Origin of the sequence: Prescottella defluvii (genome assembly GCF_000738775.1) — a bacterium.
GTDB lineage: Bacteria > Actinomycetota > Actinomycetes > Mycobacteriales > Mycobacteriaceae > Prescottella > Prescottella defluvii.
In genome coordinates this window covers 1-336 of record NZ_JPOC01000084.1, presented here as the reverse complement: position 1 = coordinate 336, position 336 = coordinate 1, and the positions used below count along the sequence as shown (strand labels likewise).

Sequence of the window (336 nt, the reverse complement as noted above, 5' to 3'; positions counted from 1 at the left end):
ATCGCGATGCGCACCACTGCGGTCGGTGACCGGTACGTGCTCGAGGAACTGCGTTCGGGCGGATTCAGTCTGGGCGGTGAACAGTCGGGACACGTCGTGCTGCCGCGCCACGGCACCACAGGTGACGGCGTGCTCACCGGTCTGCGGTTGATGGCACGCATGGCCGCCACCGGTAGTTCGCTGGCGGAGTTGGCCGGCGCGATGACGGCGCTGCCTCAGGTGCTGATCAACGTGCGGGTCACGGACAAGGCGACCGTCGCGGCCGCCCCGCAGGTCCAGGACGCGGTCCGCGCGGCGGAGACCGAACTCGGGGACACCGGCCGGGTGCTGCTGCGC

Annotated in this window: 1 pseudogene; it reads left to right on the top strand. The window is 70.8% G+C overall.

From position 1 onward, the window contains the following. Nucleotides 1-336: pseudogene (locus IJ15_RS0123210) on the top strand (phosphoglucosamine mutase); the annotation flags it as partial.